Here is a 20,827-nt window from a genome sequence, read left to right on the forward strand (position 1 = left end):
TTTTCACTGACAAGAGACCATGGGAAAACCAACCGGCTTCATCGAATTTGAACGCGAACTCCCCGCCGACCGCGATCCGCTTGAGCGCATCAAGGACTGGAAGGAGTTTCACCTGCACCTGCCTGAGGACCGCCTGAAAAACCAGGGCGCCCGCTGCATGGACTGCGGCATTCCGTTCTGCCACAGCGGCACCCTCATCAGCGGCATGGCCAGCGGCTGCCCGATCAACAACATCATCCCCGAGTGGAATGATCTTGTCTTCCGCGGCCTTTGGAAGGAAGCGCTCGACCGCCTGCACAAGACCAACAACTTCCCCGAGTTCACCGGCCGCGTCTGCCCCGCCCCGTGCGAAGGCTCCTGCGTGCTCGGCATTCACGAGCCCCCGGTGACGATCAAGAACATCGAGGTCAGCATCATCGACAAAGGCTGGGAAGAAGGCTGGGTGAAGCCAGACCTGCCTGAAAAGCGCACCGGCAAGAAAGTCGCGGTCATCGGTTCCGGCCCCGCCGGACTCAGCGCCGCCGCCCAGCTCAACAAGGCCGGCCACACCGTGACCGTTTTCGAACGCGCCGACCGCCCCGGCGGCCTGCTCATGTATGGCATCCCCAACATGAAGCTCGACAAGAACGAAGTCGTTCTCCGCCGCGTGAAGCTGCTCGAAGACAGCGGCGTCATCTTCAAGTGCAACGTCAACGTCGGCACCGACATCACCGCCGAGGCGCTGATGAAGGACTTCGACGCCACCGTCATCTGCACCGGTGCCACCAAGCCTCGCGACCTGCCAATCCCAGGCCGTGAGCTCAAAGGCATCCACTTCGCCATGGACTTCCTCACGGCGAACACCAAGGCAGTGCTGGATCCCTCCGGCAAATACATCACCGCCGACGGCAAGGACGTCGTCATCATCGGTGGTGGTGACACCGGCACCGACTGCGTGGGCACCAGTGTCCGCCACGGCTGCACCACCGTCACCCAGCTTGAGATCATGGCCAAGCCGCCGCTCAGCCGCGCGGCCAACAATCCATGGCCCGAGTGGCCCAAGACCTACAAGATGGACTACGGCCAGGAAGAAGCCGCCGCCAAGTTCGGCGACGATCCCCGCGTCTATCTCACCACCGCCACCCACTTCGAAGGCGATGCCGACGGCAACGTCAAAGCCGTCCACGTCGTCAATGTTGAGTGGAAGAAGGATGAAAAAGGCAACTTCGGACCCCAGAAGATCGCGGGCACGGAGAAAGTCCTCCCCGCCAAGCTCGTCCTGCTGGCCATGGGCTTCCTCGGCCCAGAGCAGCCTCTCCTCGACGCTCTGAAAATCGAGCGCGATGCCCGCACCAACGTCAAAGCCGAGCACGACAAGTACACCACCAGCATCCCCGGCGTCTTCGCCGCCGGCGACTGCCGCCGTGGCCAGTCCCTCGTCGTCTGGGCCTTCAACGAAGGCCGTGGCGCCGCCCGCGAGTGCGACCGCTACCTGATGGGCGAGACCAGCCTGCCGTAATCTTGTGCCTCTCTCAAACCCGGGGTTCTCTGAGCCCCGGGTTTTTTTTGTTCAGCCAAGACTCGTTAGGAAGCGGCGGAAGAAGGCCACGCCGTCTTCAAGGTCTTTCACGGCGATGAACTCATCCTTCGTGTGGGCCTGGGCGATGGAGCCGGGGCCGATGGCGATGGCGGGAGTGCCGGCGGCGGCGAGGAAGGCGGCATCGCAGAACCACGGAGCGCCGGTGAGGTCAGCACCTGCGGCGATGAGCTTTTGCACAAAGGGATTGGCGGGATCAGTGTCGAGGTGGAAGGCTTCGCTGGCGACGGTGACGTGGGCGGTCCTGTCATGCCGGTGCACAAACTCTTTCAGCAAAGCCAGCGCGCCACCGGCATGGTGGAGACCGGGGGTGGTGCGGATGTCCACGCGGAGTTTGCAGGAGTCGGCCACGATGTTGCTGCGGGTGCCGCCCTGGATCATGCCGAGATTGATGGTGCTGAAACCAAGCCATTCATCCACGCCACCGGCTTCCGCGAGGATTTCACGGAACTCGGTATCGAGCGCGTGCACGAGCCTGGCCATTTTGACGATCGCGTTCACACCGAGCTCGGGCGTGGCGCCATGGACTGCCACGCCGCTGGTATGCACGTCTGCCCAGAGGCAGCCTTTGTGGCGAAAGACGGTCTTCAGGCTGGTGGGCTCGCCGATGATGGCGAGGTCGTAGCGGCCGTGGTGCTTCGCAAAGTGTTGAGAACCAAGCTGTGCGCTCTCCTCGGACATGAAACCGACAAAGTGAACTTCGACAGGGAGAGAGGGGATTTCGTGACGCATTTCATGGAGGGCCCAGAGCATGGCGGCCATGGGGCCTTTGGTGTCGGAGGCTCCCCTGCCCCAGACTTTGCCGTCGCGGAGTTCGCCGCCGAAGGGGGCGATGGTCATGCCGCCGACGCTGACGGTGTCTGTATGCGGGGCGAAGATGATGCGGGGTTTTGGGCCTGGCTGCGTGGGGAAGCGGCCGATGACGTTGGGGCGGCCGGGTTCGACTTCGTCCAGAGAGACTTCGGCACCGGAGGCGCGGAGGAAGTCGGCTACGTAGCGGGCGCAGGCTTCTTCGCCGGTGGAGGGGGTGCCGGGATCGCCGTCGGGGTTGACCGAGGGGATGCGGACGAGGGCCTGGGTGAGTTCGACGACGTTCGCAGGGAGGGAGTCCATGGGAGGCAGAAAGGCACAGGGCGGAGGGGGGTGCAAGCGTGCACCGAAATTGTGTAGTTGTGTGTCGGATTTGGCAATGGAGGGATGTTTGGGGCATTGTTGTAATCCTGGTGCAACTTACGGCGTTTTTTGGCCCCATGAAAACCACCCGACTCCAACTTTTGACGCTCATGCTTTTTGGTATTGGCGGGGGTGGCGTTTTTGCGGCTGATCCGGCGGCTCCGGTGGTGGCGGGGACGCAGTCCATGGATGGGAAGGTGATCTTTCAGACGGTGTGCGCGCAGTGCCATGGGACGGCGGGTGAGGGGAAGGTGGAGCTGAAGTCGCCCTCCATTGCGGCGATGCCGGGGTGGTACATGACGACGCAGTTTGCGAACCTGCGGGAGGGGCGGCGTGGGCAGGATGCGGCGGACCCGCAGTCTTTCATGATGGCGGCGGTGGCGAAGGCGCTGCAGCCGGAGCAGATCAAGGCGGTGATCGCGCATGTGGAGAAGATGCCGATGGTGGTGCCGATGGGAAAAGACCGGGAGGTGGCGGATGCGAAGGCGGAGGAGGGGATGCGGCTGTTTCAGGAGCGCTGCATGGAGTGCCATCGCTACAATGGGAGCGGGGAGATGACGTTTGGCAGCCCGCCGCTGATCGGGCGTCAGGGGTGGTATCTGGCGGAGCAGCTGAGGAAATTTAAGACCGGCAAGCGCGGGGCGATGAAGAATGATGTGAACGGTGCGAAGATGGTGCAGATCACGAACTTCTTTGTGGAGGATGACCAGATGCTGCGGGATGTGGTGGCTTATATCATGACGCTGAATCCGGATGCGAAGGCGTCGCTGGAGGAGCAGAAGAGGCAGATTCTGGAGGGGAGTCCGTTTGAGAGCGCGGGGAGGTGAGGGTGCCCCAGCACCAGGCAGACAGCCCAAGGCCATGAGCAACTCCCTCGCACGGCTCCCGCATGCGACCTTGAGCTTGTATGCATGTCCCGGATAATCCGGTGGTTCTCACTCGGCAAGCCTCGCTTCACCACCGGCTTGTATCATGGCACCGCGCGGAAGGTGTAGAGATCGGCGTCATGAAGCTGAAACTCCAGGCGGATGACGCGGCCCTTGAGCTCATCGAGGGATCTGCCGGTCCATTTCACCGTCTGCGCGACACTATCGCCCTGGAAGACGGGCATGTCGGCGTAATCAAAGCCGGAGACGGGTTTGCGCAGTTCATCGGAGACGCGCACTTTCAGTCCGCCCGCATGAGCATCGACATTCACGCTCAAGTCACCGCCGGGCCAGCGCAGCGCACGTGTGCAGACGACTCCGCCGGTTTTGGGGCCATGCTGGGAGATGAAGCCCTCCTTGCGCAGGGTCGCGAGGCCGATGGCGCCTTTGCGGCCGGCTGCGTCATCGTGCGAGCCGTCGAATCCCGCGTAGTAGAACCACCATTCATCGCCCACCTCCACCCAGCGCGGAGTGCAGACGACCATGGAGTGATCGAACGTGGCCTCGGAGCCAAATTCTATGAAGTGCTCGCGTTTGGGCAGCCGGCTGAAGTCCCAGCCGTCATGGCTCCAGGCGATCTCGCTGGCGTAGAGATCATTCCACAAAAAGGGTGACAGCACGCCCCACCAAATGCCGGCGTGGCGATGCACGGGCATGGCCATGTAGTAGTTGTAGCCCAGCTCCGCATCGCGTTCGTCGGGCATGAGGATCGTCTGGGGGCGCACGGTCCATTCGGTCCACAGTTCCCTGCTGCTCATGCGCGAGATGCCTCGGCGTGACTCGCCACCGCTGAGCGGGTCCTTGGTCTGGCCGATGGCGTGGTAGATGTGCTTGGAACGACAAAACATGACATATTCGTCGCTTTTCGCGTCATAATGCAGCGTGTTGTGAGTGTCGCTCGGCAGCCTGGCGATGCGTTTGTCCTTCGCGAAATCCCAATGAATGCCATCGTGGGAGCCGACAAGGCGCAGGCCGTTCATCGGGGCTGAGGTCATCATGTAATGCATCACGTAGCGGTAGCCGTGCCGGTCCTTCTCCGGCAGTTCAAGGATCTGCGGCGCGCCTGATTCGCACTGCGGCTGGTCGAGGTGATGGATCACGCAGTTGCGCGGCAGAAAATACTTCTTTGCATCAGGAAAAAGATCGAGCTCCGGCTTCTCCCAGTGAATGCCATCCTTTGACTCCGCGTAGGCGACTGAGACGGAGTAGATGCCCTTCCCCGTGGAGACGGCGGCGTTCTTCACATTGGCCTGATACCACATGCGGAACTTTCCATCCGCCTCCCGCAGCACCCAGAGGTGGCTGGGGTCATCGCCGGTGATGAGGGGATTGCCCGGATGCTTGCGCGCCTGATGCATCACCCGTTTTACAGGCTCGCCTTTCAGCTTCAGCGACCAGGTGGTATCCACCCTTTGCTGATCCAGAACAAACTGGGGCTCGTGCCCGATCTCGATGGGTTCCGGGGGCAGTGCGCCTGAAAGGAGGGAACTGGCGCCAAGACCGAGGAAGAAGAGGGGATGCAGAAGGTTCATATGGGGGCGGGTTCCTCCGCGCTGTGAACGTTCGCCCGTCGGAGAGTCTCTCGCCGGATGTCGGACGGGAAGGCGACGCCGGAGGAGCAGAAGAGGCAGATTTTGGAGGGGAGTCCGTTTGGGGTGGTGGGGAGGTGAGCCTGTTGCCTTTTCAGGCAAAGAGTGGCATACGGAGCGCCGTGTTTCGTGCTTTGTGCGCGAAAAAGCCACCCAGCCCCATCATTCATGAAACTGACGGTATTACTGCTCGCTCTTTGTCAGGTCGTTTACGCGGCAGATGCCCCCGGATGGGAAACTGCTTCTTCGGAGGTGGCGCGGATGGCGGTTCCGAAGGGGTGGCGGAGTTTGGATGGGATCAAACGTACGATGCCTGTTTACCGACAAGGCGATGGCATGGGTGTTTCGGAGGTCGATGAGACGGGGGAGCCGCTGCAGATCGGTTTGACACTGGAACGATTTCCGGCTGATGATGTCTCGACCGAGACGATTGCGAAGGAGCTGGCCAAGGGCGCGAGCAAGAATCCCCGGCTGCAGATGGTGGGGAAGGAAGTGGTGGAGGCGGTGAAGCTGTCCGACCAGACCGAGGCCACGCTGGTGACGACCGAATTCATCAAGGAAGGAAGCCGCCGAAGCCTGCAGATGAAACTGATTGCGAAGGATGCGAGCGGGCAGATCTGGATTGTGAGCGGGTTTCTGGTCGGGGGGAAGGAGAGCCAGTGGCCTGCGCCGAAGAGCAAGCTGGGGGTGTGGCTGAGGGCGCATTTGGTGTCGCTGACGCTGACGGGCAAGGAGGTGGATGCGAAGGGGTTGGAGGCGGCTTATCGGGCGCGGGACGCGGGCCCGTGAGCCTGAAGGTGTTGGATGCGGAATGCTGAAAAGCAGGTGTGTTATTTGTACATTCTGGGTGCGACGACTGAGCCGGTTAAAAACCGGCGCTCCCGGTACGGAGTTCTGTTGGAGTGGTGCTCAAGCGCTTTATGACTCGACAGGGGCTGCGGGGGTGTGGCATAAAGTGGGATGCCTGTGCATTGTTATTGTTGTACAGGACCAGGTCATCTCAGGCAGCCATGCGCAGGAACCTTCTCATCTTTATTGCCGTCGTCGTTGCTCTGGTCACGATACTCAGGTCTTCCGGCGATTCATGTTCGAGCCGGGTGAGAACTCCACCCAGCTTTGCTGAGAGCAACGCGTTCTTCACGAGCCTGAGGGCTGGGATGACGGAGGATGAATTTAACCGGACCCTGGATGAGCACCTCTTCAGGGACATCGCGCTGCTTCCTGTGATTGTCTCGCTTTCTGACCCGCGCCGGCATTTTCATGTTCCGGGCCAGGGTGTGTTTATGTTTGAGTTCGACAAGGAGCGAAGGCTGGTTGCATGGAGAGCCTGGGATGAGGTGGGTGACGGGGCGTATGAGAACGCGAGCGGGGGGCTGCAGGCGAGGGTTACGGTTGCGTTTGATCCGGGACGCGAGGGGAAGTGAAGGATGAGGTGGATGGTGCGAAGATGGTGCAGGTGACGACGCTCTTCATCGAGGACGACCAGATGCTGCGGGACGTGGTGGCGTACATCATGACGCTGAATCCGGATGCGAAGGCGACGCCGGAGGAGCAGAAGACGCAGGTGCTGGAGGGGAGTCCGTGTGAGGGTGTGGGAGGTGACTGAGAACGGGGCTGTGGGTCAGTCAGGGTGCGGCGGGCGACTGTTGCTAGGTTTGTCAATTTTTTGCGCTCTAAACCCGTTTCCAATTGCCACCGCAGCCGTTTGTGGTGGGGTGAGGACATGGCGAATTCAAAGCATGTGAAAATTTTGAAGAAGGGCGCGGCCGTGTGGAATGACTGGCGATATACCAATCAAGGTACAATTCCGGATCTTAGCGGCATACACGTCGAGTGCGCTGACCTCAAAGAAGCGAACCTTAGTGGGGCAAATCTCAACGGTACTATACTCAACGACGTAGACCTCATTGGAGCAAATCTCGTCGGTGCGAGCCTCAACGGTGCGAAACTTAACGATGCGAAACTTAACCGTGCGCGGCTCGGTAATGCGGATCTCAGAAGCGCAGAACTCAGCGGTGCGGATTTTAGCGAGGCGGACCTTATCAGTGCAAACCTCAGCAGTGCGATCCTCATAGATACGAACCTCACTGGCGCTTACCTCGTCGACACGAATCTGAATGGCGCTTACCTTAACGGCGCGACTTTCGATCAAGCTAAATTAGGGAATACGGCATTAAATAATACTGATATCAGCCAGGCCAAAGAACTGCATCTGGTTGAACACGGGGGACCCTCATCCATCGGCATCGACACCCTCTACCAATCCAAGGGCCAGATCCCCGAAGTCTTTCTGCGTGGCTGTGGCGTGCCGGAGAGCTTCATCACCCAAGCCAAGGCGCTTGTGGGGGCGGAAGACGGCATTCAGTTTTATTCCTGTTTCATCAGCTACAGTACCAAGGACGACGATTTCGCACGCCGCCTTCATGCGCGCCTGCAGCAGGAGCATGTGCGCGTCTGGTTTGCGCCGCATGACATGCAGAGTGGCAAGAAGCTGCATGAGCAGATTGATGAGGCGATCAAGGTCTATGACAAGCTGCTGATCCTTCTGTCACCGGACAGCATCATCAGCGAATGGGTAATGACGGAGCTGCGCAAAGCGCGGAAGGCGGAGCGCAAGATTGGCAGGCGAAAGCTGTTTCCGATTGGTCTGGTTGATTATACCACGCTGCAAGATTGGGAATGCTTCGATGCGGATGGTGGGCAGGACCTCGCTGTGGAAGTGCGGCAATACTTCATACCCGATTTCACGAACTGGAAAGACCACGATGCGTTTGAAGCGGCGTTTGCGCGACTGCTGAAGGATCTGCGTGCGAGTGAAAAGGCGGCGGGGAGTGCTTGGTGAAGTAAACTGAGCTGCCTGACCCAATTCGAGGGAGGACCCGCATGCTCGGCCTCCCGAAAAAATCATTGCCTCCGCAGCCGTTTGTGGTGGGGTGCGGCATGGCGGATCCAGAGCACTTAAATATTTTGAAGCAGGGGGTAGATATTTGGAATGCCTGGAGGGAAAGAAATCAAGGTATGTGGCCAGACCTCCGCGGCGCGAACCTCTGCTGCGCAAAACTTGGAGGCGCGAACCTTAGCTTTGCGAACCTTGAGCATGCAAATTTCGAGCATGCAGATCTCAGCTTTGCTAACCTCGTGTGCGTAGACCTCAGGCACTCAGACCTCAATGGCGTAGACTTCAGAGGCGCGGAGCTTGGCGAAGCGCGGCTCAACGCTTCGGAACTCATTTGCGCGAATTTCGGAGGCGCGGATCTTACCGGCGCGAACCTCAGGAGTACAGTGCTCAGCAATGCTGACTTCACGGGGGCCAACCTTAGTGGAGCGAACCTTTGTCATGCAAGTCTCGATGAGGCAATTTTTGCTGATGCTGTGTTTGACTTCACCCTGCTGGCAGACACGGACCTCAGCCAAACGCAGGGGCTGTCCAGTGTGATGCATGCCGGACCGTCCTCCATCGGCATCGATACCCTCTACAAATCCAAAGGCCAGATTCCAGAAATTTTTCTGCGCGGATGCGGCGTGCCGGACAGTTTTCTCACTCATGCCAAGGCGCTTATCGGTGCGGAGGAAGGCATTCAGTTTTACTCTTGCTTCATCAGCTACAGCGGCAGAGACGATGAGTTCGCTCGCCGCCTCTATGGTCGTTTGCAACAAGCGCACATCCGCGTCTGGTTCGCCCCGCATGATATGCAGAGCGGCAAGAAGCTGAATGAGCAGATCGATGAGGCGATCAAGGTCTATGACAAGTTGCTGATCCTGCTGTCACCTTCCAGCATTCTCAGCGAATGGGTCATGACCGAACTTCGCAAGGCGCGGAAGGCGGAACGCAAGACAGGCAAACGCAAGTTGTTCCCCATCGGGCTGGTGGATTATACCACCCTGCAAGAATGGGAATGCTTCGATGCGGATGGTGGGCAGGATCTCGCCGTGGAAGTGCGCCAGTACTTCATCCCGGATTTCACGAACTGGAAAGACCATGATGCGTTTGAAGCGGCGTTTGCGCGGTTGCTGAAGGATCTGCGTGCGAGTGAGAAGGCCGTGGGGCGCACGCTGAATGAAGGGAAAACAAAGTGAACTAAACCACCTGACCCCATTCTGGCGCGGACTCCGAATCCCACTCCTCCCCGAAAAACCCATTGCCATCGCAGCCGTTTGTGGTGGGGTGCGAGATGGCGAATCAGGAACATGTCGAGATGCTAAAGGCCGGCGCAGCCGTGTGGAACAATTGGAGAAAGACCGTTCCTAACAACGAGATAGATCTGAATGGAGCCGACTTGAGCGATGTTCAACTGTCTGTAATAAACTTATCAAGACTCAACTTAGTGGGAACCAATTTCGAAAGGGCTAAAATTTTCAAGACTCTTTTCTCTGGATCAAATCTGAACAAGTCCAATTTTTCGCATGTTTCAATGGATGGCGGCTACTTCGCAAAGTGTAGTTTGGAAGAAGCCGATTTCACAAGCTGCCTGACTCAAGATGCCCAATTTCATTTTGCCAAACTGAACGGAGCGATTTTTACGAAAGCAAAACTTGCCAACGCAAAATTTTGTCATGCCGAACTCAGCACAACGAATTTTAGTTATTCAGACCTCCGAGAAGCGGATTTTTACGGATCGATGTTAATACGAACAGATTTTACTGGTGCAGATTTATCCAGAGCAAGTATAACGTATTCCACCTTCAGCAAGGCGGAGCTTCATTCCACCAATTTTGATGGGACGATTACAGCGCGTGCAGTCTATTCTGAAGTTGATCTAAGCAACGCTTTAAACCTTGCAAGGGTTAACCATAAAGGTCCTTCAACGATCGGCATCGACACCCTCTACCAATCCAAGGGCCAGATCCCCGAAGTCTTTCTGCGTGGCTGTGGCGTGCCTGACAGCTTCATCACCCAAGCCAAGGCGCTCGCGGGGGCAGAAGACGGCATCCAGTTTTATTCCTGTTTCATCAGCTACAGCACCAAGGACGACGAATTTGCACGCCGCCTTCATGCGCGCCTGCAGCAGGAGCATGTGCGCGTGTGGTTTGCGCCGCATGACATGCAGAGCGGCAAGAAGGTGCATGAGCAGATTGACGAGGCGATCAAGATCTATGACAAGCTGCTGATTCTGCTGTCGCCGAACAGCCTGCAAAGCGAATGGGTGATGACAGAACTGCGCAAAGCGCGGAAGGCGGAGCGCAAGATTGGCAGGCGAAAGCTGTTTCCGATTGGTCTGGTGGATTATACCACGCTGCAAGAGTGGGAATGCTTCGATGCTGACGGCGGCCAGGACCTCGCCGTGGAAGTGCGCCAGTACTTCATCCCGGATCTCACGAACTGGAAAGACCATGATGCGTTTGAAGCGGCGTTTGCGCGGTTGCTGAAGGATCTGCGTGCGAGTGAGAGGTCGGCGGGAGGACGGTGAGGCTGCTTCGGGCCGCATGATATACGGCGGCCCCACTCAGCCATCGGAGATCTATGGAGCTCGTTTCCAGGACAGCCCCATTGTTCTTCTGGGGGACGACATGCAGGGCTATTGTCTGGGCTTTGACAGAAAGTTGCGCCAATTTGGTGAGTCTCCAATCGCGGTGAGTGGGAACCATGGCCGCCGGAAGAAACTTTTACCGGTTATACTGAGGATTGAGGGCGGGCAAAGCGTGATCTGATCATGCGCTGCGGTGACCGGGAAGAGCCTGTGCGTGGCGATACGCATGACTGCATCGGCAGGATGGGGTGGTAGGTGGCTCTGTGGCGTGAGATGAGGGGTTGTGTGGGAGTCTGGGGGGATTGGGGAGCGCTGATCGACAGACAGGAGTGTCTATCGTACTTTCATTGGCGGAGCGCCGGGGAGGGTTCAAAACCGGTGCTTCAGGAACGGATCGCCGGACGGGGCAAGTTTTTGGCTCGCCAGGGGGCGCACTGCTGTGGGATACCAAGGTATTGTTCTGCGCGTTCGCGTGGGATGAGGTTGTATCTGGCCGCCATGCGTATGCACCGTCTTATCTTGATTGCTGCTGCCATTGCTCTGGTCTCTGTGCTCGGGTCTTCGAGCAGGCGGCATTTGGGCGTGGCGAGAGCTCCACGTAGCTTTTCTGAGAGCAACGCGTTTTTTACCAGCCTGAGGGCTGGGATGACGGAGGATGAATTTAACCGGACCCTGGATGAGCACCTCTTCAAGGACATCGCGCTGCTTCCTGTGATTGTCTCGCTTTCTGACCCGCGCCGGCATTTTCATGTTCCGGGCCAGGGTGTGTTTATGTTTGAGTTCGACAAGGAGCGAAGGCTGGTCGCATGGAGAGCCTGGGATGAGGTGGGTGACGGGGCGTATGAGAACGCGAGCGGCAGACTGCGGGGGAGGGTTACGGTTACTGGGACGGGCCGATGAGATGGTGTGAGGTCTGGTCGTTCTCCTTCTGAAGCAGGCTGGTTATGAATGAAGAACACTTCAATCCAATCGAGATGCTTCACAAGCATGCGGAACATCTGAACGGGATCCGGAGACGCCGGTGCTTCGCACGTCCATTCTACGAGATCATGTCTGACGCGCTGGTGTGGCCGGACGAGACGCCGGATGCCACGCCGGTGCGTCTGATCTGGGCGCTGCGGATGCTGTTTCACCATCGTACGGGGCTTATTCTTGGTGAGCGCTGGCGTTTTGCTGACGAATGGGAGCTTGGCCTTCGGCTGTTTCCGCATTGGGTTGGGTTTCATCCAAGCCGGTGCTCGGTCTCGCCGCGGCTGGCGCGGATTTATCGCGCGGGCGCAGGCAGGGCCGAAAAGGGGATGAATGAACTTTTCGATGAGGGCGATTCCTGACCAGGGGTGGAGGCATTCCGCTCATGCTGGCGGAGATTGCTGCTTCCCCCTCACCCCTTCCCTCTCCCCGAAGAAGAGCCTTGCCCGCAAAGCACCTTCTCGACGGGGCGAGGGAGAACGGCTTTTGGGAGCTGTGGAGTTATAGCGGTTCGCAAAACTCATTTCCGTTTAGCGGGCTGTTTTGTTGATCGCGGATCATGGGCTTCGACGGCGGCTGGCTGAGGACAGCCAGCCCTACCTGCGCTGGGCACTCGCATGCCTGCAGCGAAGTTGGGGAGGCTGGTCCTCCAGCCTCCGCCGAACGTCTCCAAGCGCCGCTGACCGGAAATCCGTTTTGAAAAACGCTATATCGAAACCAGGAGCAAGAATGGGCGGGGGCCGGACCGCACTCGGAGCGTGTGGACGACGCCGCGCTGGGCAGGCGGTGGTGGGTGGGACGAAAGGGGGCGCTGGGCTCATCTCGGCGGAGCGAGATGAGTACTGTAGGGGTCAGGCGTGGGCTTGGAGTTCCTTCACGGGTTCGCCTTTGCTGAGGGCCATGGGGCGGCCGACGGGGGTCATGACTTCTTTGGAGTAGTCGATGCCGAGGAGGTTCTGGACGGTGGCGTGGAGGTCTTCGACGAGGACGGGGCGCTCGGGTTCTTTCTTTTCGCCTTGGGGATCGGTGGCGCCGATGACGCGGCCACCGGCGAAGCCGCCGCCGGCGACGAGCATGCTGAAGCCGTGGGGCCAGTGGTCGCGGCCGCCGACGTTGTTGATCTTGGGGGTGCGGCCGAATTCGCCACCGCAAATGACGATGGTGGATTCGAGGAGGCCCTGCTTTTTGAGGTCGCGAATGAGGGAGGCGTAGGCGGCGTCGAGAATTTTGACCTGGGTGGCCTGGCCTTCGAGGTTGTTGGCGTGGGTGTCCCAGCCGTTGAGGGTGACCTCCACGCAGCGGACGCCGGCCTGGATGAGGCGTACGGCGGCGAAGCAGCCGCGGCCGAAGGGGGTGTCTCCATAGGCTGCGAGTTCGGCGGCGGGGGCGTCTTTGACGTTGAAGGCTTTCAATTGATCTGAGGACATCATGTTCCGTGCGCGCTGCATGGAGAGTTGATGGAGAGTCTTGGTCTGGTCGAGGTTGGCTTCGCGGCCGTGGGCGAAGGTTTGCTCGACGATGGCGAGGCCGGCCATGCGCTGGTCGAGGCGTTTGTCATCGACGCGGGCTTTGACGTCGGGGACGGGGAACTTGGGGTCGTACATCTGGAAGGCGTCGTACTGGGCGCCGAAGAAGCCGCCGCGGGCTGGCCACTGATTGGGGAGGATGGAGACGTGGGTGGGGATTTCGATTTTAGCTTCTGGTAGTTCGTGGCAGACGATGGCGCCGATGCTGGGGTGGATGAGGGTGGGGTCGGGGCGGTAGCCGGTTTTGATGTTGTAGAAGGCGCGCTCGTGGTCGCCCTCTTTGCTGACCATGGAGCGGATGAGGGAGACATCGCCCATGACGCTGGCGGTTTGCTCGAGGCCGGAGGCGAAGTTCACGCCTTTGATGGCGGTGGGGATGGTTTTGACGCCGCCGCCGATTTTGGTGTCGGGGTGGGGGTCAAAGGTATCGAGCTGGGAGGCGGCGCCGCCGAGCCAGAGGAGGATGAGGGAACGCGCGGGCTTGCCGGAGGGGGCGGCTTTTTCGGCCTCGGCGGCGAGGATGTCGGCGAGGGGGGTGAGCCAGGAGAGGCCTGCGGCGGTGGTACCGCCGAGGAGGGAGCGGCGGGTGATGTGGGAGGGGCTGTGGCAGGCGTTCATAAGAATGACGAAATCAGAATGAGGAATGACGAATGAAGTCCGAATGACGAACGGGAACCGGAGGGGATGGGGCAGAAAGATTTTGGGCAGAAAAATTTCAGAGGGGGGATTTGGATTTTGGGGCGCGGCTGTGGGGCGAAGCGGAAGCAGCCGGAGGCCTGTGTGGGGATGCGGAGAGGGCCGGATTTGAGCGCCTACGGAATACGCGGAACACGCGGAAATAGGATCATTGAGGGGATGTGGGTGAGGAGAGGGTGTGCTGCTTTTGGAAAGGGAATGGCCGGAGATTTGCACCGCCCATCCTTCGCTATCCATCCTTCGCTAAAGCTACGGAGGACTAGAGAAGCTGCGGAGGGCAGGCGAAGATTTGGAGAACGCTGAGAGGGGAGGCGTGAGGGAGGTGAGGTAGAAAGATTAGGGGTAGAAAAATTACAGAGACTGAGGGTGGAACGGGGAGCGATGGCGGGGGCTGGGTGAAAAAGGGGACGCTCTTTTTTGCAAGGGAATGAGGGGGCAAGGGAATGGCTGGAGAGTTGGAGAAAGGGCAAAAAAATTGGGGGCAAAAAGATTTTCCAGAGGGAGGTTGCTGTTTGGAGCGGGGAGCAACCTGGGGAGTTTATTTGGGAGACTCTTGCGTGAAGAAATGTTTCCAGATTCCGGCTGCTGCGAAGCCGCGAAGCGAACCCGGTACTGCAATACTGGTGGTGGGTGGTTTGGGATTCGGGGTGAGGCGGGGATTCCGGAGCGGGCTGAAGCCCGAACTACGTACTCAGATTCCGGAGCGGGCTGCTGCGAGGCCGCGAAGCGAACCCCGAACTACGTACTCAGGGGTGGAGGTGTGAAGCTATTCGGGGGGGCGGGGATTCTGGAGCGGGCTGCCGCGAAGCGAATCCCGAACTACGAACGAAGAGACGGAATGATGGGTGGGAGCGGGGATTTGGGTGGCTGGCGGAGTGCTGCGGGCTCGGAGGCCCGCGCGCCGGTCCGGGATGCGTGCATGGCTTCAGTGGTTCCAGGAGAACTCGGTGGCGTTCATGAGGGTCCAGTAGAGGTCGGACATGGCGTTGCTGCGGGAGTTGCGGCTTTTGGCGGAGGCGAGGAGGGTGGTGAAGTGATCTGATTCGGCGGGGGTGGGGCGGCGAGTGAAAATGGAGAGGTAGGCGGCTTCGACGGCGGAGGCGTTGTCCGGGGCGAGCATGCTGATGCGGGTGCTGGCATTGACGAGGGGGTTGTTGCCGGTGTTGTCGCTGATCATGTTTCCGTTCATGAGGAGGAGGCGCTGGGGGATGGTGCCGCCGGCGTCTTCGAAGGTGTCTTCACCGGAGTCGCCGTAGCGTTTGACGAAGTTGTTTACATCGATGTCGCGCTTGAGGCGGAAGAGGACGTGGGTCTCGGCGTCGATGGTGCTGAGGGAGGCGGCCTGGATGACGCTGCCGGCCATCTGCTCAGGACGGAGGCGGGTGACGGGGAAGGCGGCCCAGGCGTTTTCCGCGGCGGTGGTGACGGGATGGGCGGGATCGGCGGACTGGCTGGACATCTGGAACTCCTGGGTGCTGACGATGACGCGGATGAGGCGCTGGAGGTCGTAGCCGTGGGAGATGAAGTCGTCGGCGAGGAGTTCCATCCCCGGGGGGAACGGGCCTTCGAGGGGGATTTCGTCCACGGGGGAAACGAGGGGGCGATTGAAGAGGAGGGCCCACATGCGGTTCACCATGGCGCGGGAGAAGGCTTTGTTTTCCCTGGCGGTGACCCAGGTGGCGAGTTTGGCGCGCGGGGTGCCTTTGGCGGGAAGGAGCTCGGGCTTCCATGGCACGGCGGCGGGGACTTTTTCCTCCTCCATTTTGCCGAGGTAGCGGACTTTGTAGTTCTTCTTGGGGTCGTCGCGCAGGCCGTTGAGGGCGAAGTCGGCCTGGCCGAAGAAGGCGGCGAGCTGGTGGAAGTCGGTCTGCTTCCAGGTGCTGCCGAGCTTGCCGTCGTGGCACTGGACGCAGTCGATGCGGACGCCGAGGAAGGCGCGGCTGACTTTGGCGGCGAGCTTGACTTCGTCGGGGCCTTTTTTGTTTTCGTTGGTGACGGTGACGAAGTTGACTTCGGGATTGGTGGTCCAGACGCCCTGGGAGTCGATGAGGGAGCGGGCGATCTGGTCGTAGGGACGATTTTGCTGGAGGGAGTCGCTGAGCCAGTCCACAAGGCGGCGGCGGCGGTACATGAGGAAGGGGCCGTTTTCGATGCCGACGTAAACGCGGGCGAGGCGCTCGGCGAGGTAGTCGCTGGGGCGGCGGTCCGAGAGGAGGTGGGAGAGCCACCACTGGGGGAGGTCTGCGCCTGCTGGGAGGGATTCGAGGGTGCGGAGTTCCTGGAGAGAGGGGATGGTGCCGGTGAGGGCGAGGGAGAGGCGGCGGACGAGGGTGAGGGCGTCTGTTTTGGCGACGGGGGTGAGGCCCTGCTGGGCCCAGGCTTTGGCGAAGACGGCGTCAACTGTGAGTGCGGTGCGCTGGATGTCTGCGAGCTGGGCGGCGGGGAGGCCGGTGGTGGGGCGCGGGGACTCGACCGGGGAGGCGAGGAGCTGGGCGATGCCCCAGAAGGCTGCTGCGGCGAGGGCGCCGAGGATGAGGGCATTGCGCAGCCAGAGCAGCCAGCTAGGGGACGTGGGGGCGGTGGCGGTGGCGGAGTTCATGACGAGTGGCGGAGGAGGAGCCGGTCTCTAACTAACACGCGGAGGGAGTTTCGGTTGCCCGGGGAAGTTTGCAATGGTTTGCAGTTGTTTGCGGTGGTTGGGGAGAGGGGGAGAGGGGGAGAGGGGGAGGTGATGCGGAGGGGATGATGTTGCGGGGTTATTGGCGGCCGGAGGATTGACGATTGATGAGCCATCGATTTTTGATTTTAGATTTCTGAGGGGCTGGGAGTGAGGGGGCTCTTTGTTGATGTTGAACGAGGGTTTTGTGATGGAGGTACAGGGGGCTGTGGGCCTCGGGACAATGGCCGGCGTGCGGCGGAGCGGATGGTGGACGCTGCTGGTGAGCGCTGCGTGTGGCGGGGTGATGGCTTTGCTTTCCCGGAGGTGCGGTGACAACCCAGGGCGGCGCTCGCTGAGGCTCGCTTGCCCTGGGCTGCGATAGGCCGCACCTTTGGTGCTGAGAAATGGAGCCGCTGGGTGGATGGCGTTCACGGCAGGAGGGAAACGGGCTTGTTTTTTTGGATGGGGATGGGGGGCATTTGCCAGGGGCGGTGGGGGTGGAAGCTGGTGCCTCGAGTGGTGTGTCGCGAATGGGGGGATGATTTGCCGATGTTTGTGTGGAAATGTGCAACTATTGTTTGGTGGCTGGCTTTTATAGGGTCTTCTGAATGACTGAACCGCCGCCATTGCCCGCGCTGACGCCGCCGCTGCCGAGTTTTGCAGGGGGTGGGGAGGAATTGAGTGATAGACCGCCGGACCGCCTAAAGGCGGAACTACAATACTTGCCTGAGGTGATGCCAAGCGCTGTGGCACGTGAAAGCGTGGGAACCAAAGGACCTGAGGTGAAGAGGAAGGGCTTTTTTGGCAAGGTGGGGTCGGGGCTGGACTGGGTGTTTGGGCTGGTGGCGCTGTTTGTTTTGCTGGCGGCGTGCTCGGTGGTGCCGGTGCTGAATTTTTTGAGCCTGGGGTATCTGCTGAATGTGAGCGGGACGATCGCGCGGACGGGGAGGTTTCGGGATGGCTTTATTGGCGTGCGGAAGGCGGCGGTGCTGGGGAGCATCGCAGCGGGGGTGTGGCTGGTGGTGTGGCCGGCGCGGCTGGTCTCGAAGATGTGGAAGGATGCGGAGCTGATTGCGCCGGGAAGCGGGATCGCGAGGGCGTGGCACGTGGGGCTGATGGTGGTGATCGCGGTGACGCTGGCGCACATTGTGTGGGCCTGTGTGCGCGGGGGGAGGCTGCGGCATTTTCTGTGGCCGCAGCCGCTGCGCTTTGTGCGCTGGCTGCGCGCGCCGCAGAAGTTTGGGAATCTGCAGAGCCGGGTGACGGAGTATGTGGTGAGCCTGAGGCTGCCGTTTTATTTCTGGCTGGGGCTGCGGGGCTTTGTGGGGGCGCTGGCGTGGCTGATGGTGCCGGTGGGGATCTTGCTGGCGGCGACGCGGCTGCCGGTGGGGGGATCGGTGCTGCTTTCGCTGCTGGGCGGGCTGCTGCTGCTGCTGGTGGCGATTCACCTGCCGTTTTTGCAGGCGCGCTTTGCGCAGACGGACCGCTTTGGGGCGCTGTTTGAACTGCGGGAGGTGCGGCGGCTGTTTCTGCGGGCGCCGGTGGCGTTTTGGTTTTCGCTTCTTATTACGCTGCTGTTTGCGGTGCCGCTGTATCTGCTGAAAATCGAACTGACGCCGCGGGAGCTGGCGTGGCTGCCGAGCCTGCTGTTTGTGATCTTTATTTTTCCGGCGCGGGTGCTGACGGGCTGGGCGATGAGCCGGGCGACGCGGCGTGAGGCGCCGAGGCACTGGTTTCCACGCTGGGTGGCGAGGCTGGGGATCGTGCCGGTGGCGGTGGCGTATGTGCTGTTTGTGTATCTGACGCCGTATCTGTCATGGAACGGGGCGTGGAGTTTGTTGGAGCAGCATGCGTTTCTGGTGCCGGCGCCGTTGATGGCGCTGTGAAGAGGCTTGCGGTTGTTTGCAGTTGTTGGCGGTGGTTTGCGGCTGTTGGCGGTGGGTGCTTTTTTTTGGGGGGGTGGAGCGGATGGGGGCGGTGGGAACCGCACTCGGAGAGTGCGGACTACTTCGCGGTGGGTGGGGCGGTGCTTTGATGGGACGCGGCGCGGGGGAGGGCTGTGGCGGAGGTGCGGGGAGACGCTGCTGGAGGACGCGGGATGAACAGAGCGCGCTGGGTTTGCTTTAAGGGGGGCGTTCTCTTTCCAGGGATGGCGCTCGCTACGCGAGCTGATCCCTGGCTACCTGCTTTGATCCCTACGGGATCATTGAAGCGCGGTATGTTCTCATCAGAGAGGCAACAGTTTCTCCCAAGCAGATGGGTGACAGTTTTTGGCATGGCCTGGAACACACCGACGACAATGGACCAACGTTCACATGATGATTGAACATGCAGTGCTGACATGCCACGAGGGGAGGAAAGCCTGAAGAGGGCCCCGAGCAGAGTGCATGATGCGGCTAAAATACAGGGCTGATGCCAATGGTTTGTGGTATGATGTGTCATGCGGGCCATCAAAAAAAGGTGAGGAGGATTTGACTCTCGAAATTCCGGCCCAATGCTTTTTGCATGATGGAATGGTTGACTGAACATACGCTGCTGCCCGGGGACGGGTGGCTGCTGGTGCTGGCGGGGATTGGAGCGATGTGCATCGGGATGTCGAAGGCGGGGCTGGCGGTGTTCCGTGGGCTGGCACCCACGGCAACGGTTGTGGCAGCGCTACGCGCCTGCCTGGGAGAGGCGATGCCGGATGCCTGCCGAGGCAAAATGGGGCGCCGGAAGAGCGGGCTGGAAGGCTCTTTGTGCGGTGAGGACCGCACTCGGAGAGTGCGGACCACTTTGCGGTGGGTGGTGCGGAGAAGACGCCTGGATGGGCGAAGGGATGAGGAATGGATTGATGGAACGGGGGAGTGGTGGCAGAGGATGGGGGCTGAGTCTTTCGGACGATTCATTGCTCCAACACTTCCATTCGATTCGGAGCGGAAGGATCGAGGACGAGTTCGAGTAGGAGGACGAGGACGATTTGAAGCCATTTGACCGACGAGATTCCAACAACGCATGATGAACTGGTTGACTGAACATACGCTGCTGCCTGCGGACACCTGGCTGCTGGTGCTGGCGGGGATCGGAGCGATGTGCATCGGGATGTCGAAGGCGGGGCTGGGGGTGTTCCGTGGGTTGGCACCCACGGCTACGGTTATGTCAGCGCTACGCGCTTTATAAAAGCGATGTGATCATTTGTGATCTGAGGTCATAAAATGGCTGGGCGGCAAATCCGTGCTTGTCGGACATGCGGCATGCGCCATTCATCCAGCCCCCATGTCTTGGCTTACTGAACACACGCTGCTGTCCGCTGATGTCTGGAAGCTCGTACTCGTGGCCGTGGGGGCAATGTGCATTGGGATGTCGAAGGCGGGGCTCGCGGGCACTTCGACGCTGAATGTGGTTTTAATGGCCTATATCTTCGGCCCCAAAGAGTCGGTGGGGGTGATTTTGCCAATGCTGATCGCGGCGGATTTCATGGGGTACATCATCAACCGCAGGGGGGGGAGCTGGGGGAGGATCGTGCCGATGGTGCCGCCGGCGATTGCGGGGGTGGTGGCGGGGTGGTTTTTGCTGGGGCGGTTTGACAACGCGATGGCGCGGGTGGTGATCGGGTGGATCATCATCGTGCTGCTGGTTTTCAACTGGGTGCTGAACAGGCGGCGGCAGGATTTTCTGGCGCTGACGGAGCACAAGCTCTTCACGTGGGCGATGGGATTTCTGGCGGGGGTGGTGACGATGCTGGCGAATGCGGCGGGGCCGGTGATGACGGTGTACCTTTTGGCGCAGCACCTGGAGAAGAAGGAGCACCTGGGGGTGTTCAGCCGGTTCTTTTTGTTTATCAACCTGTTTAAGGTGCCGTTCAGTGCGGACCTGGGGATCATCAATCCGAGGTCGCTGATGACGAATGTGACGCTGATGCCCGCGGTGGTGCTGGGGGTGCTGCTGGGGTGGTGGATTTTGAAGCGGCTGCCGCAGAAGGTGTTTGAGAACGTGCTGTTTTGGCTGACGGCGTTTGCGGCGGTGTGGCTGATAAGGGGGTGAGGGGAAGGTTACGGTGGTTTACGATTGTTGACGGTGGTTTACGGTTGTTGGCCGGAGGCTGTGGGCGTGGAGAGGGTGATGGGGCGAATGGGGGGCGGTGAGGGGACTGAAAACTGGGAACTGAAAACTGAGAATTTTAAATTGGCCGGAGGAAACGAGGTAGCGCCATGGGATGGGTGATGGAGGTGGCTGAGGCGCAGGCGTGAGGCGGAGCGGAGTGCG

At 60.3% G+C, this 20,827-nt stretch carries 16 protein-coding genes; 12 read left to right on the plus strand and 4 right to left on the minus strand.

Features of this window, described 5'->3' with window-relative positions; genetic code table 11:
• The first annotated feature begins 19 nt into the window (after window positions 1-19).
• Entirely contained in the window at window positions 20-1,498 is a 1,479-nt protein-coding gene (locus ACILSQ_RS11875) for a glutamate synthase subunit beta (RefSeq protein WP_395743845.1), read from the plus strand.
• A 51-nt stretch (window positions 1,499-1,549) separates the two neighbouring features.
• On the opposite strand, the gene ACILSQ_RS11880 is transcribed toward ACILSQ_RS11875, so the two are convergent.
• Entirely contained in the window at window positions 1,550-2,689 is a 1,140-nt protein-coding gene (locus tag ACILSQ_RS11880) for a M20 family metallopeptidase (protein ID WP_395743846.1), read from the minus strand.
• A gap of 137 nt (window positions 2,690-2,826) precedes the next feature.
• On the opposite strand from ACILSQ_RS11880, the gene ACILSQ_RS11885 reads away from it, so the two are divergent.
• The gene (locus tag ACILSQ_RS11885) at window positions 2,827-3,576 is read left to right on the plus strand and encodes a c-type cytochrome (RefSeq protein ID WP_395743847.1); all 750 of its coding nucleotides are present in this window, start codon (window positions 2,827-2,829) and stop codon (window positions 3,574-3,576) included.
• Between the two features lie 143 nt (window positions 3,577-3,719).
• Here ACILSQ_RS11885 and ACILSQ_RS11890 read toward each other — a convergent pair whose 3' ends face one another.
• On the minus strand, window positions 3,720-5,207 hold the full coding sequence (locus ACILSQ_RS11890; protein WP_395743848.1) for a hypothetical protein: 1,488 nt from the start codon (window positions 5,205-5,207) through the stop codon (window positions 3,720-3,722).
• Window positions 5,208-5,573: 366 nt separating this feature from the next.
• Here ACILSQ_RS11890 and ACILSQ_RS11895 point away from each other — a divergent pair, with 366 nt between their 5' ends.
• The 8 genes from ACILSQ_RS11895 to ACILSQ_RS11930 all read left to right on the plus strand — a co-directional run bounded on the left by ACILSQ_RS11895 (window position 5,574) and on the right by ACILSQ_RS11930 (window position 12,063).
• Complete coding sequence (locus ACILSQ_RS11895) at window positions 5,574-6,053, plus strand: hypothetical protein (RefSeq protein ID WP_395743849.1); 480 nt, start codon at window positions 5,574-5,576, stop codon at window positions 6,051-6,053.
• Between the two features lie 221 nt (window positions 6,054-6,274).
• Complete coding sequence (locus ACILSQ_RS11900) at window positions 6,275-6,688, plus strand: hypothetical protein (RefSeq protein ID WP_395743850.1); 414 nt, start codon at window positions 6,275-6,277, stop codon at window positions 6,686-6,688.
• Window positions 6,685-6,870 carry a hypothetical protein gene (locus tag ACILSQ_RS11905; RefSeq protein ID WP_395743851.1) on the plus strand — a complete coding sequence of 62 codons (186 nt, stop codon included), beginning with the start codon at window positions 6,685-6,687 and terminating at the stop codon, window positions 6,868-6,870. The genes ACILSQ_RS11900 and ACILSQ_RS11905 overlap by 4 nt, the downstream gene beginning before the upstream one ends.
• 60 nt (window positions 6,871-6,930) lie before the next feature.
• Window positions 6,931-8,106 (plus strand): toll/interleukin-1 receptor domain-containing protein, encoded by a 1,176-nt coding sequence (locus ACILSQ_RS11910; RefSeq protein WP_395743852.1) that lies wholly within the window; start codon window positions 6,931-6,933, stop codon window positions 8,104-8,106.
• Between the two features lie 41 nt (window positions 8,107-8,147).
• Window positions 8,148-9,341, plus strand: coding sequence for a toll/interleukin-1 receptor domain-containing protein (locus ACILSQ_RS11915; RefSeq protein WP_395743853.1), 1,194 nt, complete (start codon window positions 8,148-8,150; stop codon window positions 9,339-9,341).
• A gap of 95 nt (window positions 9,342-9,436) precedes the next feature.
• Window positions 9,437-10,672, plus strand: a complete 1,236-nt coding sequence (locus ACILSQ_RS11920) for a toll/interleukin-1 receptor domain-containing protein (RefSeq protein ID WP_395743854.1) — start codon at window positions 9,437-9,439, stop codon at window positions 10,670-10,672.
• A gap of 564 nt (window positions 10,673-11,236) precedes the next feature.
• A complete protein-coding gene (locus ACILSQ_RS11925) occupies window positions 11,237-11,632 on the plus strand; it encodes a hypothetical protein (protein ID WP_395743855.1) in 396 nt (131 codons plus the stop codon).
• A 149-nt stretch (window positions 11,633-11,781) separates the two neighbouring features.
• Entirely contained in the window at window positions 11,782-12,063 is a 282-nt protein-coding gene (locus tag ACILSQ_RS11930; RefSeq protein ID WP_395743856.1) for a hypothetical protein, read from the plus strand.
• 489 nt (window positions 12,064-12,552) lie between these two features.
• Here ACILSQ_RS11930 and ACILSQ_RS11935 read toward each other — a convergent pair whose 3' ends face one another.
• Together ACILSQ_RS11935 and ACILSQ_RS11940 are read right to left on the minus strand one after the other, a co-directional pair.
• Complete coding sequence (locus ACILSQ_RS11935) at window positions 12,553-13,845, minus strand: DUF1501 domain-containing protein (RefSeq protein ID WP_395743857.1); 1,293 nt, start codon at window positions 13,843-13,845, stop codon at window positions 12,553-12,555.
• 1,003 nt (window positions 13,846-14,848) lie between these two features.
• Window positions 14,849-16,522, minus strand: coding sequence for a DUF1549 domain-containing protein (locus ACILSQ_RS11940; protein ID WP_395743858.1), 1,674 nt, complete (start codon window positions 16,520-16,522; stop codon window positions 14,849-14,851).
• A gap of 794 nt (window positions 16,523-17,316) precedes the next feature.
• Here ACILSQ_RS11940 and ACILSQ_RS11945 point away from each other — a divergent pair.
• Together ACILSQ_RS11945 and ACILSQ_RS11950 are read left to right on the plus strand one after the other, a co-directional pair.
• The gene (locus ACILSQ_RS11945) at window positions 17,317-18,468 is read left to right on the plus strand and encodes a DUF4013 domain-containing protein (protein WP_395743859.1); all 1,152 of its coding nucleotides are present in this window, start codon (window positions 17,317-17,319) and stop codon (window positions 18,466-18,468) included.
• Window positions 18,469-19,837: 1,369 nt separating this feature from the next.
• Window positions 19,838-20,605 (plus strand): sulfite exporter TauE/SafE family protein, encoded by a 768-nt coding sequence (locus ACILSQ_RS11950; RefSeq protein ID WP_395743860.1) that lies wholly within the window; start codon window positions 19,838-19,840, stop codon window positions 20,603-20,605.
• Window positions 20,606-20,827: the final 222 nt, after the last annotated feature.

Source organism: Prosthecobacter sp., from assembly GCF_044227185.1.
Taxonomy (GTDB): Bacteria; Verrucomicrobiota; Verrucomicrobiia; order Verrucomicrobiales; family Verrucomicrobiaceae; genus Prosthecobacter.

Coding starts and splice junctions, on each gene's coding strand:
- ACILSQ_RS11875 (WP_395743845.1), top strand. CDS start 20: ATGGGAAAACCAACCGGCTTCATCGAATTTGAACGCGAACTCCCCGCC.
- ACILSQ_RS11880 (WP_395743846.1), bottom strand. CDS start 2,689: ATGGACTCCCTCCCTGCGAACGTCGTCGAACTCACCCAGGCCCTCGTC.
- ACILSQ_RS11885 (WP_395743847.1), top strand. CDS start 2,827: ATGAAAACCACCCGACTCCAACTTTTGACGCTCATGCTTTTTGGTATT.
- ACILSQ_RS11890 (WP_395743848.1), bottom strand. CDS start 5,207: ATGAACCTTCTGCATCCCCTCTTCTTCCTCGGTCTTGGCGCCAGTTCC.
- ACILSQ_RS11895 (WP_395743849.1), top strand. CDS start 5,574: ATGCCTGTTTACCGACAAGGCGATGGCATGGGTGTTTCGGAGGTCGAT.
- ACILSQ_RS11900 (WP_395743850.1), top strand. CDS start 6,275: ATGCGCAGGAACCTTCTCATCTTTATTGCCGTCGTCGTTGCTCTGGTC.
- ACILSQ_RS11915 (WP_395743853.1), top strand. CDS start 8,148: ATGCTCGGCCTCCCGAAAAAATCATTGCCTCCGCAGCCGTTTGTGGTG.
- ACILSQ_RS11920 (WP_395743854.1), top strand. CDS start 9,437: ATGGCGAATCAGGAACATGTCGAGATGCTAAAGGCCGGCGCAGCCGTG.
- ACILSQ_RS11925 (WP_395743855.1), top strand. CDS start 11,237: ATGCACCGTCTTATCTTGATTGCTGCTGCCATTGCTCTGGTCTCTGTG.
- ACILSQ_RS11930 (WP_395743856.1), top strand. CDS start 11,782: ATGTCTGACGCGCTGGTGTGGCCGGACGAGACGCCGGATGCCACGCCG.
- ACILSQ_RS11935 (WP_395743857.1), bottom strand. CDS start 13,845: ATGAACGCCTGCCACAGCCCCTCCCACATCACCCGCCGCTCCCTCCTC.
- ACILSQ_RS11940 (WP_395743858.1), bottom strand. CDS start 16,522: ATGAACTCCGCCACCGCCACCGCCCCCACGTCCCCTAGCTGGCTGCTC.
- ACILSQ_RS11945 (WP_395743859.1), top strand. CDS start 17,317: ATGCCAAGCGCTGTGGCACGTGAAAGCGTGGGAACCAAAGGACCTGAG.
- ACILSQ_RS11950 (WP_395743860.1), top strand. CDS start 19,838: ATGTCTTGGCTTACTGAACACACGCTGCTGTCCGCTGATGTCTGGAAG.